This window comes from Porifericola rhodea (assembly GCF_030506305.1).
GTDB lineage: Bacteria > Bacteroidota > Bacteroidia > Cytophagales > Cyclobacteriaceae > Catalinimonas > Catalinimonas rhodea.
Genome location: NZ_CP119421.1, coordinates 332,532 through 345,904, shown reverse-complemented (window position 1 = coordinate 345,904; position 13,373 = coordinate 332,532). Strand labels below are relative to the sequence as shown.

Annotated in this window: 13 protein-coding genes and 4 tRNA genes; 14 read left to right on the top strand and 3 right to left on the bottom strand. The window is 40.5% G+C overall.

Features of this window, described 5'->3' with window-relative positions; translation table 11 throughout:
• Positions 1-16 precede the first annotated feature (16 nt).
• The 3 genes from PZB74_RS01540 (at position 17) to nadD (ending at position 4,451) form a co-directional block, all read left to right on the top strand.
• Complete coding sequence (locus tag PZB74_RS01540; RefSeq protein ID WP_302240200.1) at positions 17-3,184, top strand: tetratricopeptide repeat protein; 3,168 nt, start codon at positions 17-19, stop codon at positions 3,182-3,184.
• 76 nt (positions 3,185-3,260) lie between these two features.
• Entirely contained in the window at positions 3,261-3,821 is a 561-nt protein-coding gene (locus tag PZB74_RS01535; protein WP_302240199.1) for a fasciclin domain-containing protein, read from the top strand.
• A 45-nt stretch (positions 3,822-3,866) separates the two neighbouring features.
• The gene (gene nadD / locus PZB74_RS01530; RefSeq protein ID WP_302240198.1) at positions 3,867-4,451 is read left to right on the top strand and encodes a nicotinate (nicotinamide) nucleotide adenylyltransferase; all 585 of its coding nucleotides are present in this window, start codon (positions 3,867-3,869) and stop codon (positions 4,449-4,451) included.
• Positions 4,452-4,456: 5 nt separating this feature from the next.
• On the opposite strand, the gene frr is transcribed toward nadD, so the two are convergent.
• From frr to PZB74_RS01515, 3 genes are all read right to left on the bottom strand, one after another.
• Entirely contained in the window at positions 4,457-5,020 is a 564-nt protein-coding gene (frr, locus tag PZB74_RS01525; RefSeq protein ID WP_302240196.1) for a ribosome recycling factor, read from the bottom strand.
• Positions 5,021-5,101: 81 nt separating this feature from the next.
• A complete protein-coding gene (gene pyrH / locus PZB74_RS01520) occupies positions 5,102-5,806 on the bottom strand; it encodes a UMP kinase (RefSeq protein WP_302240195.1) in 705 nt (234 codons plus the stop codon).
• A 111-nt stretch (positions 5,807-5,917) separates the two neighbouring features.
• On the bottom strand, positions 5,918-6,421 hold the full coding sequence (locus PZB74_RS01515) for an acyl-CoA carboxylase biotin carboxyl carrier protein subunit (protein WP_302240193.1): 504 nt from the start codon (positions 6,419-6,421) through the stop codon (positions 5,918-5,920).
• A gap of 66 nt (positions 6,422-6,487) precedes the next feature.
• Between PZB74_RS01515 and PZB74_RS01510 the strand changes: the two genes are divergently transcribed.
• The 11 genes from PZB74_RS01510 (at position 6,488) to rplJ (ending at position 13,352) form a co-directional block, all read left to right on the top strand.
• A complete protein-coding gene (locus PZB74_RS01510; protein ID WP_302240192.1) occupies positions 6,488-9,031 on the top strand; it encodes a M1 family metallopeptidase in 2,544 nt (847 codons plus the stop codon).
• 137 nt (positions 9,032-9,168) lie between these two features.
• Positions 9,169-9,251, top strand: a tRNA-Tyr gene (locus PZB74_RS01505).
• 60 nt (positions 9,252-9,311) lie between these two features.
• Positions 9,312-9,384 (top strand) — tRNA-Gly (locus PZB74_RS01500).
• A 27-nt stretch (positions 9,385-9,411) separates the two neighbouring features.
• Positions 9,412-9,483, top strand: a tRNA-Thr gene (locus PZB74_RS01495).
• 64 nt (positions 9,484-9,547) lie between these two features.
• The gene (gene tuf, locus PZB74_RS01490) at positions 9,548-10,735 is read left to right on the top strand and encodes an elongation factor Tu (protein ID WP_302240190.1); all 1,188 of its coding nucleotides are present in this window, start codon (positions 9,548-9,550) and stop codon (positions 10,733-10,735) included.
• A gap of 72 nt (positions 10,736-10,807) precedes the next feature.
• A tRNA-Trp gene (locus PZB74_RS01485) sits at positions 10,808-10,880 on the top strand.
• 19 nt (positions 10,881-10,899) lie between these two features.
• The gene (gene secE, locus PZB74_RS01480) at positions 10,900-11,091 is read left to right on the top strand and encodes a preprotein translocase subunit SecE (RefSeq protein WP_302240189.1); all 192 of its coding nucleotides are present in this window, start codon (positions 10,900-10,902) and stop codon (positions 11,089-11,091) included.
• 2 nt (positions 11,092-11,093) lie between these two features.
• On the top strand, positions 11,094-11,669 hold the full coding sequence (gene nusG / locus PZB74_RS01475) for a transcription termination/antitermination protein NusG (protein WP_302240188.1): 576 nt from the start codon (positions 11,094-11,096) through the stop codon (positions 11,667-11,669).
• Positions 11,662-12,105, top strand: a complete 444-nt coding sequence (gene rplK / locus PZB74_RS01470) for a 50S ribosomal protein L11 (RefSeq protein ID WP_302240187.1) — start codon at positions 11,662-11,664, stop codon at positions 12,103-12,105. Before nusG ends, rplK begins: the two co-directional genes overlap by 8 nt.
• 12 nt (positions 12,106-12,117) lie before the next feature.
• Entirely contained in the window at positions 12,118-12,816 is a 699-nt protein-coding gene (gene rplA / locus PZB74_RS01465; protein ID WP_302240185.1) for a 50S ribosomal protein L1, read from the top strand.
• Between the two features lie 2 nt (positions 12,817-12,818).
• Positions 12,819-13,352 (top strand): 50S ribosomal protein L10, encoded by a 534-nt coding sequence (gene rplJ / locus PZB74_RS01460; protein WP_302240184.1) that lies wholly within the window; start codon positions 12,819-12,821, stop codon positions 13,350-13,352.
• Positions 13,353-13,373: the final 21 nt, after the last annotated feature.

The window sequence follows — 13,373 nt, the reverse complement described above, 5'->3', positions numbered from 1 at the left end:
TACCGCAACCCTCTATATGCCTGTAAAAGTGAAAAAGCAGTTTATTTTATTTTTTGTATTAAGCCTTATTTTTTCTACTTCGCTCTACGCACAGCAATATTTGTCTAATGTAGAACCTTTATCTCACTACCAGAAAGGGATGGACTTGTTAGACAAGCAAAAGTATAGCGCTGCCCGTGAGGCTTTTGAAGAGTATCTGGAAGAAGATCAAAATAGTGAACGTGCAGTAGAAGCCGAGTACTATGTAGCATATGCGGCCCTCAGGTTATACAATGCAGATGGTGAGGCTCGTCTGGCAGAGTTCGTTAACAAACACAGTAGCCATCCTAAAGCTATTAGAGCAAATTACGAGCTAGGCAACTTCTACTTCAAAGATGAAAACTACGATAAGGCCATTGCATACTTTGAAAAAACAGATACCAGAAATCTAACACAGGAAGAAAAAAATACCCGCAACTTTAAATTGGCGTATGCCTATTTTACCCAACAGAATTTTTACGAAGCCAAGCCCTACTTTGATCAGGTAAAAGCTTCTGATAGCCCTTTTACCAGTGCGGCCAACTACTATTCTGGATATATTGCTTATCAGCAGAGTGATTTTAGTGCGGCACTAAGCGATTTACAAAAGGCAGAGAAAGAAGAGTCTTATGCTCAGGTGGTACCTTACCTTATCGCAAATATTTATTACAAGCAGGGAGATTACGCTAAACTACAACAGTACGCGCAAGGTATTTTAGACAGCAATAATGGCCAGGTAAAAAACTTGCCGGATATTATGCTACTGGCGGGAGAAGCCTATTTTATGCAAGGCAACTATACCAGAGCAGAGCCTTTTTTAAGCGAGTATGCCAGCCTCAGAAGACCCGAAGCCTCTATGATGTACCGTCTGGCTTTTGCGCAGTATAAAACTGGTAAGTCGCAACCTGCTATTGACAACTTTAAACAGATTGCTTCCAGAAATGATAGTATCGGGCAGTTTTCGTCTTATTACCTGGGACAGCTTTATGTAGACGAGGGTAACGAAAAGTTTGCTGTAAGTGCGTTTGAGCATGCTTCTAATATGGATTTTAGCCCTGAGATTAAAGAAGAGGCTATGTTTAACTTAGGCAAAGTACAGGTAGCCCTAGGTGAGCATGCGCGCGCTATACAAACCTTGCAAAGTTTCAAACAGAGATACTCAGGCAGTACCCACAATGTAGAAGTAAATGACCTCTTAAGCGAAGCTTACCTGAATACCCAGAACTACACTCAGGCGATAGAATTTATAGAAAGCCTGCCCAATAAGACCCTTCAGGTACGTAAAGCATACCAGAAAGTAAGCTTCTACGCGGGTACGCAGGCTTTTAATCAATCTGAATATTTTCAATCGGTACAGTTATTTGACAAATCGCTGCAATATCCTATAGATCGTGAACTGGTAGCAGGAGCTAACTTCTGGAAGGGGGAGGCTTACTCCGTAGGTAAGAAGTATGAAGAAGCTATCAATTCTTATGCGGCAGTTTTTAGAGCATTAGGTGATGAAAGACAGCTTGAAAATAAAAGTGAAATGTATTTTTTAAAGTCTCGCTATGGTATAGGCTATGCTTACTATAACACCAAAGAGTACCAAAAAGCTAAAGACCACTTTGAAAAATACGTACAGACTATTGAACAAAAGTCAAATAATAACCCTAAAGGAAAGCTCAATTATGAGGATGGCCTCATTAGGTTAGCAGACACTTACTATGTGACTAAAAACTACGGTCAGGCCATTAACACTTATGATAAAGCCATAAGGCAAAACAATCCGGACATCAGTTATGCCTATTATCAGAAAGGAATTATTTTAGGTATCCAGGGTAAGATGAATGAAGCCAGAGCCAGTCTGGATCAAGTGATTGACCGCTATACTAACTCTCGTTATCGTGATGACGCGGTTTTTCAGAAAGCACAGCTTTATCTGGAAGAGGGCAATTACCAGCAGGCTATCAATAGTTTTACTCGCCTGGTACAGTCCAGCAGCCAAAGTAATCTGGTGCCTTATGCACTTTTAAGGAGAGCGGTAGCTTATACTAACCTGCAAAAATACGATCAGGCATCGGCAGATTACAAACTAATCATTAAAGCTCATACGGAGCATAAGGTCGCAAACTCAGCGCTATTAGGTTTGCAGGAGGTACAGTCATTAGGTGGAGCAGGTAATGATGATTTTTCTGAGTATCTGGCCATTTATAAAAATGCTAACCCCGAAGATAAGGCGCTAGGCAACATTGAATTTGAGTCAGCTAAAAACCTGTACTTCACTCAGAAATACCAGCAGGCAATCAGCCGCTTGCAGGAGTTTATCAACAACTACCCCGATAATGCGAATACCGAGGAGGCAAAGTATTATATGGCAGAATCTTACTACCGTTCCGACCAGATAGAACAGGCACTTGAAGTATTTTATGAAATTGCGGAGCAAGGTACTTCTTCTCGCCTCAACCGATCTGTGCAGCGAATTGCTGAGTTAGAGCAGTCGCAAGGAAATAACCAGCAGGCTATACAGTACTATAATCGCCTGGCGGCTTTGGCCCAAAACAAGCGTGAGCAGTTTAATGCCTGGTCTGGTATGATGACTGCCTACTATGTGCTAGCAGAAAATAACAAAAGCCTTCTGGACTCTGTAAACTACTATGCTAACCAAATTATAGAAAAGGCAAACGTTTCTGCCTCCGCTGAGAATATGGCAATGCTGTATCAGGGAAAGGTAGCGTACGCAAACGAAAATTACGAAAAGGCTATTGATAGTTTCCTCAAAACTCTAAATACTGCTAAAGATGAGTATGGGGCCGAAGCTCAATACCTGATGGCTAAAATCCAGTACGATCAGGAGAAGTATGCTGAGTCTATAGAAACGCTCTACGACCTAAACAAGAACTTCTCACTTTATGAAAACTGGTTAGGGCTATCATTTTTACTAATAGCAGAAAACTATATTGCTCTGGAAGAAAACTTTCAGGCAAAAGCTACTTTAACATCTCTTATAGAAAACTCTCCTCTACCTAGCATACGCGAGCAGGCAGAGCAAAAACTTCAGGCGCTTGATGAAATGGAAGCTGAAAGAGAAGCAGAAGAGCGTAAGCAGGATAGCCTGAAGGTTGAAGAAGAGAACCAGATAATTCTGGAAGAAGTACCCACACAGGAAGGTGACCCAAAGCAATAGAATTTTAACAATTAAGATTGTTGACGTGTTGAGAGTACAGAGAGTAAATTTTTCAACCGTCAACAATTTTAATCATATGAAATTTTTTTCACATATTTTTTTAGCCTTACTTATCGTAGGTACTGTTTCTTGTGTTAAGAACAAAACTGAGCCGGAAGAGAAGAGTGATATGGAATTTGAGTCTGATGTGGTAGTAGGCAAAGAGAAGAACGAACTTCGTATTGGTGAAGGTAATGTAATAGAAGTGGTAGGGGATAATGAGTCCTTAGCTATACTACATAATGCGCTCAGGGCTACGGGCCTTGACTCTATGCTTACACAGGACGGTCCTTATACCATTTTTGCCCCATCTGATGCGGCACTAGATGAGCTAACACCGAGCCATGATGATGCGCTGCCCGCTGATCTTGAAAAAGAAAAGCTGAAGAATACACTGATGCACCATATAGTAAAAGGGAACTATAGTGATACAGAGATTGCAGGAATGCGAGAGCTCACACCCTTGTATGGAAGCCCTCTAAAAGTTATTAAAATAGATGGTAAACTGACTATAGATAGTGCTTCTATCATATTTGGAGATCGTCAGGCGGAAAACGGTTATGTACATGTGGTTGACCAAGTCCTTTTCCCTAACTAAATTAGCTGCCCACAATAATTCGGCACACACTTTTAAATATATCAGGTGAAAGTAGGGCTTTTCTTCGGGTCGTTTAATCCCATACATATTGGGCATTTAATAATTGCAAATACAGTAAAAGGGTATGCAGAACTGGATCAGGTCTGGTTTGTAGTTTCCCCTCAGAACCCTTTTAAAAGTTCAAAATCACTTTTACCAGATGTAGACAGGCTTAAAATGGTGGAACTGGCTATTGAAGATAACTTTGAGCTGAGAGCTTCTAATGTAGAGTTTAGTATGCCTAAGCCCAGTTACACGGTAGACACACTTACTTATCTTAAGGAACGATACCCCAACCATCACTTTAGTCTGATACTAGGGAGCGATAATCTCAACCATTTTCATAAATGGAAAAACTATCAGGAGATTTTGAATCATTATGGGATAATAGTATACCCCAGACCAGGTACAGAGCTTGAAAAAACTAAAGAGGAAATAAAAAACCATCCTGCAATCAGGATGGTTGAAGCGCCTTTAATTGATATCTCAGCTACTTTTATCAGAAACTGCATCAAAAACGATATCTCAATCAAATATCTGGTGCACGATAGTGTAGCAGAGTATATAGAGGATAAAAAGTACTACCTGTAATAGTACTATACAGTCATAATCTCTTTCTCTTTTTCGTCAAAGATACTGTCAATCTTAGCTACAAATTTATCTGTAAGCTGCTGAACACTGTCTTCTCCTTCTTTTACATCATCTTCTGATGTGCCGTCTTTCAAAAGCTTTTTGATAGAGTCGTTGGCGTCTTTACGAATGTTACGCACACTTACCTTACCATTTTCAGCTTCGGTTTTAGCCTGTTTTACCAGTCCTTTACGACGATCTTCTGTCAATGGAGGAATGTTGAGACGAACTACCTCACCATCGTTTTGGGGATTAAGTCCTAGATCAGAATTGATGATAGCACGCTCAATTTCACCTAACATGTTCTTTTCCCAGGGCTTAACCATAATAGTTCGTGCATCAGGTGTAGTAATAGATGCTACCTGGTTGATAGGTGTATTATTGCCATAGTACTGGACCAACAAGCCGTCCAGCATATTAGGTTGTGCTTTACCAGCTCTTATTTTTTTAAACTCTCCTATCACATGGCTGACTGCCTTTTGCATGTTTTCCTCAGCCTCGTCAAGGTACATTTGAATTTCTTCAGTCATTGTTTAAATATTAAATCAACAATTGTAGATTATGCTAACGGATCAATACATCTTTTATTGAGCAAAAAATAAGACTCAGATCTAGTTGATCAGTGTACCTACTTCTTTACCACTCAATAGGTTGTACAGGTTACCCGGTTTATTCATATCAAATACGATGATAGGTAAATTGTTTTCCTGACAAAGTGTAAAAGCTGTCATATCCATCACATTAAGCCCTTTCTGGTAAACTTCAGAGAAGGTAATGTTAGAGAAGCGAGTAGCGTTAGGATCCTTTTCAGGGTCGGCAGAATAGACACCATCTACACGAGTTCCTTTGAGTACCACATCAGCTTCAATCTCAATAGCTCTAAGGCTGGCAGTAGAGTCGGTAGTAAAGTAAGGGTTACCAATACCGGCACCAAAAATCACAACTCTTCCTTTCTCCAGATGTCGAACTGCTCTTCTGCGAATAAAAGGCTCACAGACCTGCTCAATCTTAATTCCAGACATAAGGCGGGTGTAAAGTCCAATCTTCTCCAATGCACTCTGCAAAGCCATAGCATTAATTACAGTGGCCAGCATTCCCATGTAGTCTCCCTGTACACGGTCCATTCCTGACTTCTCTGCCTGTACCCCTCTAAAGATATTTCCTCCTCCTATTACTATGGCGACTTCAACGCCCGCGTCTTTTACCCTCTTTATTTCTTCAGCATACTGTTGTAGCCTATCGGAGTCAATACCGTATTGCTGGCTACCCATGAGCGCTTCACCGCTCAGTTTTAATAGGATTCTTTTATATTTCATTCAACTGGGTTTTGTGCGCAAATATAGAAATACCAAAAATAAGTTGATAGACAAAAGCACTTCGATTTCAAAAAAACGCTTTTTCTAATACCGATATTAAAAAGCAAAAAATTATTCAAGCACTATGAGCAGCTGGCTCTTCTCTACACCCTGCCCGTTTTTTACCTCTATCCTGCTTACTTTGCCATCGCTGGGAGACTTGAGTAGGTTTTCCATTTTCATGGCTTCCAGCGTAAGCAGCGGATCACCCTGGGCTACTTCGTCACCTTCCTGTACGTGTACCTGCAAAATAAGCCCGGGCATAGGAGCATGAATTTCCTTGTCTGCCATGCTCTCATCCTCCTGCATACCCATAGCCTCAATCAGCTGATCAAAGCGATCCTGTAAGTGCACAGAAACTTGTTTACCATTAATTTTTAACAAAAAATCTTTGCGTGAGTAATCTGCTTTGACGACTTCTACGTTATAAGTGCGGTGTTCGAGCAGGAGATGAAAGCGATGTTCATCTAAAGTCGTGAGCTTGTAGGAAAAATGCTGATTATCAATTAGTGTTTGTTCTGATTTTAGATCAACTTCGTATTTTCGTTGCTGATTAATGCTAGCTTTTAGCGACATAGAGCGTGGTTAAAAAAGTTTGACAGCGCATCAATTTAACATTTCATTCTAATTAATCCATAATACATGCTTTTTCTTCGTGCTGGTCTGGTAGCTATTTTATTGCTGAATGTTGCCTGTAGAGTAACAGAACTGGAAGCTTTAACAGATGACTCACTTCCTCAGGATTCTACACAAATTCTGTTGGCTCCCTCTGCGCCTGAGTTAATGGAGTCGCCAATACCTTATCGGCCCTCGCGCACCCGTACTTTTGACTTATTACATACCAAACTTGAGGTAAGGCCCAATATACAGGCTCATACATTAGACGGTACTGCCACTTTGCAGCTGCGACCTTATTTTCATGAGCAGAAAAGACTTCAACTGGATGCGAAGGGTTTCAAAATTCATAAACTGTCCCTTTTAGTAGGCGACCGGCAAATGCCTTTGCGCTACGATTATGATGGTAAGGTGCTAGACATTGAGCTGGATCGTACTTATACCCGAGAGGAAGATCTGATAGTTGAAATAAATTATACGGCACATCCAGATGAGGTTGATGCAGGTGGAAGTGAAGCTATTACTAAAGATCAAGGGCTATATTTTATTGGAACAGATTCCGTACAGCTGGCTCCAAAGCCCATTCAGGTCTGGACTCAAGGGGAAACACAGGCAAATTCCTGCTGGTTTCCTACGATAGATGCTCCTAACGAAAGAACTACTCAGGAGATGTTGATTACTGTAGATACTAGTTTTCAGACTCTGTCTAATGGTAATTTAATTTCTTCTCAGTTTAATGATGATCAGACACGTACTGACTACTGGAAAATGGATATGCCCCATGCCCCTTATCTGTTTATGATGGCAATTGGTGATTTTGCAATTGTAGAAGATCAGTGGCGCGACAAAAGTTTAAGCTACTATGTAGAGCCTGAATACCAGAAATATGCTAAAGATATTTTTGGCCATACCCCAGAAATGCTAGAGTATTTCTCAGACATACTAGGAGTGGAATATCCCTGGCCGAAATATGCACAGGTAGTAGTAAGAGACTTTGTATCTGGTGCTATGGAGAATACAACGGCTTCAGTTTTTATGGAAGGTTTGCAGGTAGATAGGAGAGAACTTTTAGACTACGACTGGGATAATATTATTGCTCATGAGCTATTCCACCACTGGTTTGGAGATCTGGTAACCTGCGAATCTTGGGCTAACCTGCCGTTAAATGAATCTTTTGCCACTTATTCGGAGTATCTTTGGCGCAACTATAAAGATGGAGAAGATGAAGCCGCTTACACACTTTGGGAGCAGGGGCAAAACTACTTTACTGAAGCCGAAGAAAAGAAAGTAGATCTGATTCGCTTCCACTATGAGGATCAGGAAGATATGTTTGACCGGCACTCATATGATAAAGGTAGCCGTATTTTGCATATGCTAAGGGCTTACCTGGGAGATGAAGCCTTTTTTGTTGCATTACAGCAATACCTGGAGGAGCATGCCTTTAGCTCAGTAGAAGTACATGAGCTACGCATGGCATTTGAAGAAGTAAGTGGCGAAGACCTCAACTGGTTCTTCAACCAGTGGTTTCTTGCCGCTGGCCATCCGGAGTTAAGAATAACTCAGCAGTATGATAGCGGTAAGCTTATAGTAAATGTGCGCCAGCAACAGAATCTGGAAGAAATCCCAGTATACCGATTACCTACAAGTATTGAGGTTTGGACAAAAGGAAAATCCCAGCGCTATCCTATATTGATTGACGAAGTGGATGAAAGTTACAGTTTTGATATCTCTCAAAAACCTGAATTGGTAATTTTTGACCCTGAATCTACTCTCTTGGCTAAAATAGATTACACCAAAACAGATCAGGAGTGGATACAGCAGTATAAAAAGTCTGCTCATGTTATCAAGAGAATAGAAGCTTTAGATGCACTTGCCAGAGATAGTGTAAGTGAAGCTACTGCTTCTCTCTACTTACAGGCATTAAAAGACGACTTTTGGATGATAAGACAAATAGCATTGAACACTTTAGAAGTGTTTCCTCAATATTTGAGCCCAGCTGATATTCAGTATGTGAATAAAATGACCAAAGAAGACAGCAAGTCGCTGGTTAGGGCCGATGCGTTATCGCTATTGGCAGGAGTGGATGCTGAGGCTTATCAAAGTCTCTTCAAAGAAAGTATGCAGGATAGCTCATATGCAGTAGTAGGTTCGGCCATAGCGGCTTACACTACCACCAGTGCAGATGACAAACTTGAGGTATTTAGCGCATACGAAGCATATTCAAACTTTAATGTTGTCATTGCACTAGCAGATTTTTATGTGGAAAATAGCATTCAGGAGCGATATTCATGGTTTGCTGAAAAATTTATGCAAATAAATGATGAAGCTTTGTATTACTTACTTAACTATTTTGCAAGATATTTAATAGATTTGCAGCAGGATGAACAACAACGCGGCATAAAGCTACTTGCAGAATATGCTAAGAACCATCCTAAATATTACGTCAGGCTAAATGCCTATCGTTCTTTGAGTTTTTTTGATGAGCAGGAGAGTGTACAGGCTTTGCAGGAAAGCATAAGAAATGAGGAGCAAGATCCTCGTTTAAAAGCCATGTACGAGAGTATTCCTTAAGAGAATAAATTTTTTTATTTCTTTTGGGTTAGAAATTTGAATAAATCAAAAAAGCGTTTACTTTTGCACTTCCATTAGAAACAGCGGGGTTTAAAAAACACGAAAATCTGTTTTTAATAGTTTTTTGACACATCACTGGGGAGATACCAAAGCGGCCAACTGGGGCAGACTGTAAATCTGCTGGCGTATGCCTTCGTAGGTTCGAATCCTGCTCTCCCCACAAGTTTTAATAGTTATTTTGAATTTTTCTTTCAAGGTAATTGTTTGGTTTGAGCTTTAAGCGGGAGTAGCTCAGTTGGTAGAGCGACAGCCTTCCAAGCTGTAGGTCGCGGGTTCGACCCCCGTCTCCCGCTCTTTTGTAATGCTTAAGCATTGCTTAAGCCGATGTAGCTCAGGGGTAGAGTGCTTCCTTGGTAAGGAAGAGGTCACGGGTTCAAATCCCGTCATTGGCTCAAAAGCAGTAGGTTCATTACCATAATGACTTAAATTTATTTGAAACTGTAACTTATTTAGAAAATGGCTAAAGCAACCTTTGACCGTTCTAAACCACACTTGAACATTGGTACAATTGGTCACGTCGATCACGGGAAAACAACTCTAACCGCAGCGATCACTAAAGTGCTTGCTGATAAAGGTTTGGCTGACCTTCGTGATTTTGCTACAATTGATAATGCTCCCGAGGAGAAGGAAAGAGGTATTACAATTAATACAGCTCACGTTGAGTATCAGACTGAAAATCGTCACTATGCTCACGTTGACTGTCCTGGTCACGCCGACTATGTGAAAAACATGGTTACTGGTGCTGCTCAGATGGATGGAGCTATCTTGGTAGTGGCTGCTACTGATGGACCTATGCCTCAGACTAGAGAGCACATTCTTTTGGCTCGTCAGGTTGGTGTTCCTGCAATCGTAGTATTCATGAATAAGGTTGACTTAGTGGATGATCCAGAACTACTTGAGCTAGTAGAGATGGAGATCAGAGAGTTGCTTTCATTCTACGAATTCCCAGGTGATGACATTCCTGTAATTCAGGGTTCTGCACTTGGTGCATTGAACGGAGAAGATAAGTGGGTAGAGAAAGTGATGGAGCTAATGGGGGCTGTGGATGAGTATATCCCTCTTCCTGAACGCTTAGTTGACAAAGATTTCTTGATGCCCGTTGAGGACGTATTCTCAATTACTGGTCGTGGTACTGTTGCTACTGGTAGAATTGAGCGTGGTGTTATCAATAGTGGTGATCCTGTAGATATTCTTGGTATGGGTGCTGAGAACCTTAAGTCTACAGTAACTGGTGTTGAGATGTTTCGTAAGATTCTTGACCGTGGTGAAGCTGGTGATAACGTAGGTCTTCTTTTGAGAGGTATTGAAAAAGCTCAAATCAAAAGAGGGATGGTAATCGCTAAGCCTGGTACTGTAACTCCTCACCACAAATTCAAAGCTGAGGTTTACGTATTGTCAAAAGAAGAAGGTGGACGTCATACTCCTTTCTTTAAGAAATACCGTCCTCAGTTCTACTTCAGAACAACAGACGTTACTGGTGAGATCTCTCTTCCTGAAAATGTAGAGATGGTTATGCCTGGAGATAACGTTTCTATCTCTGTTGAGCTAATCAGCCCTATCGCGATGGACAAAGGATTGAGATTTGCGATCCGTGAAGGTGGTAGAACTGTAGGTGCAGGTCAGGTTACTGACATCATAGAGTAATCTCTATTATTAATATTCAGTAAAGGCTTGGCTTCCAGGGAGTTCTCTGTAAAGTCAAGTCTTTACACTTATACGGGTGTAGCTCAGCTGGTAGAGCAACGGTCTCCAAAACCGTAGGTCGTGAGTTCGAATCTTACCGCCCGTGCTAAAAGCAAACTAAAAAGATGAATAATTTAGTTGAGTTTGTCAAAGCTTCCTATGATGAGATGAAGAATAAGGTGACATGGCCGAATTATTCATCTTTGCAAAGAAGCTCGGTCTTAGTGTTAATTGCTTCCCTGATCTTTGCCTTAATGATAGGGCTGATTGACTTAGGGTTTGAAAACACAATGACTTGGTTTTATAACGCATTTTAAATATGGGTGACTTCAAGTGGTATGTGGTAAGAGCTGTTAGTGGAAAGGAAAAAAAAGTAAAGGAGTACCTTGAAAAGGAAATTGCCATTAACAACCTAGGCGAATATATTCCCCAGGTGCTTATCCCGTCAGAAAAAGTGATGGAGATGAGAAATGGTAAGAAAAGAGTACGAGAAAGAAATTTTTTCCCAGGTTATATCATGATTTCTGCTGATTTGCAGAAACCAGGTGTATACGATACCATCACTAATATCTCTAACGTAATTGGTTTTTTAGGTTCTAATGAAAAAGGAGCTGATAAAACCCCTATACCTCTACGTCCTAGCGAAGTCAATAGAATATTAGGAAAAGTAGAAGATACGGACGAGGACGAAGTGAAGCTGGAAACCCCTTACATGGTGGGAGAAGAAGTGAAAGTAATGGATGGGCCTTTCAGTGGTTTTATCGGAAATATTGAAGAAGTATTTGAAGAGAGGAAGAAGCTGAAGGTAATGGTGAAGATCTTTGGAAGAAATACGCCGGTGGAACTTAATTATATGCAAGTAGAGAAATTAGATAATAGTAGCAACAATGGCTAAGGAAATAGTTGGATATTTAAAGTTACAAATCAGGGGTGGACAAGCTAACCCCTCACCTCCGGTAGGTCCGGCTCTTGGTAGTAAAGGTCTTAATATCATGGAGTTCTGTAAGCAGTTCAATGCCAGAACACAGGATAAACAAGGACAGGTATTACCGGTAGTAGTTACCATCTTCTCTGATAAGTCTTTTGACTTTGTCGTAAAGACTCCTCCTGCAGCGGTTATGTTGCTGGAAGCTGCTAAGCAGAAAAAAGGATCTTCTGAGCCTAACCGTTCTAAAGTAGGATCTGTATCCTGGGATCAGGTGAAAGAAATTGCTGAAACAAAAATGCCTGACCTCAATGCTTTTAAAGTTGAGTCAGCTATGAAAATGGTTGCAGGTACAGCAAAAAGTATGGGTATCACGGTAAAAGGTAAGGCTCCCTGGGATAATTAATTAAACTGACAAATGGCTAAGTTATCTAAAAAGAAAGCAGATATTTTAAAGAAGTATGACTTCAACAAGCAGTATTCTCTTGAAGAAGCGTCTTCTTTAGTAAAGGAAATTACTACTACTGGCTTTGATGCTTCTGTTGACCTTGATGTTAACCTTGGAGTTGATCCTCGTAAAGCAGATCAGATGGTAAGAGGAGTGGTAGCTTTACCTCATGGTACTGGTAAGGAAGTGAGAGTATTGGTTCTTTGTACTCCTGATAAAGAAGAAGAAGCCAAAGCAGCTGGCGCTGATCATGTAGGTCTTGATGACTACATTCAAAAAATTGAAGGTGGTTGGACTGATATTGACGTGATTATCACTATGCCTACAGTAATGGCAAAAGTTGGTCGTTTGGGTAGAGTGTTAGGTCCTCGTGGTTTGATGCCTAACCCTAAGGCAGGTACAGTTACTATGGATATTGGAAAGGCTGTACAGGAAGTAAAAGGTGGTAAAATTGACTTTAAAGTAGACAAATTCGGTATCATCCATACTAGTGTGGGTAAAGCATCTTTTGATGCAAATAAAATTGCCGAAAATGCTAATGAAGTAATTCAGACCTTAAGCAGACTGAAACCTGCTTCTACCAAGGGAACATACATTAAAGGAATTTACTTATCTAGTACGATGAGTAAAGGAATCCAAATTGACAAGAATAGTATAGCTGGAATATAATCATGACAAGAGAAGAAAAAGGCGTTCTTATAGACGAGCTAGCTGAAAAGCTAAAAAACACCACTTACTTCTACATTGCTGACACTGCTGGTTTAAGTGTTTCTGAAGTGAATTCTTTTCGTGAGCTTTGCTTCAAAAGAGGTGTAGAGTACAAAGTGGTTAAAAACACTTTGATCAGAAAGGCGCTGGAGAAACTTGATACAGATTACGCTCCTTTTGATGAAATATTGAAAGGCTCTTCAGGAATTATGTTTTCTCCTGAAGTAGGAAATGCTCCAGCAAAAATTATAAAAGAGTTTAAGAAAAAAGATAAAGAGCTTACTAAGCCTGCGTTTAAAGCTGCTTCAATTGATACCGATTTGTTCGTGGGAGCAGAGAACCTTGAAATGCTGAGCTCACTTAAATCTAAGGATGAACTCATTGGGGAAATCATTGGTTTACTTCAATCTCCTGCAACCAATGTTATCTCTGCACTTCAAAGTGGAAAACACAAACTTGCAGGTATCGTAAAAACATTGTCCGAGAGAGAAGGATAGTATATTATTTAAGTAGTAAAC